We start from the raw sequence: 219 nt of genomic DNA, 5'->3' as shown, positions 1-219 counted from the left end.
CGGAAGGTGCGGCTGGATCACCTCCTTTCTAAGGATAATTACGAGAGCGCTTTTGTTTTGTTCAGTTTTGAATGAGTGATTCATTCAATTTAATAGCAATCCCGCGATAAGCTTGGGAAGCAGAAGCTTATTATTTATGTGAATGGGCCTATAGCTCAGCTGGTTAGAGCGCACGCCTGATAAGCGTGAGGTCGATGGTTCGAGTCCATTTAGGCCCAC

The 219-nt window shown here is 45.7% G+C and carries 1 tRNA gene; it reads left to right on the top strand.

Annotation, left to right across the window (positions count from 1 at the left end):
- Nucleotides 1-144: 144 nt before the first annotated feature.
- A tRNA-Ile gene (locus ACYP5M_RS26925) sits at nt 145-218 on the top strand.
- The last annotated feature ends 1 nt before the right edge of the window (nt 219 follow it).

It is taken from the genome of Peribacillus sp. N1 (genome assembly GCF_054600815.1).
The sequence above is the reverse complement of the archived record's forward strand: the minus strand, read 5'-3'. Positions and strand labels throughout refer to the sequence as shown.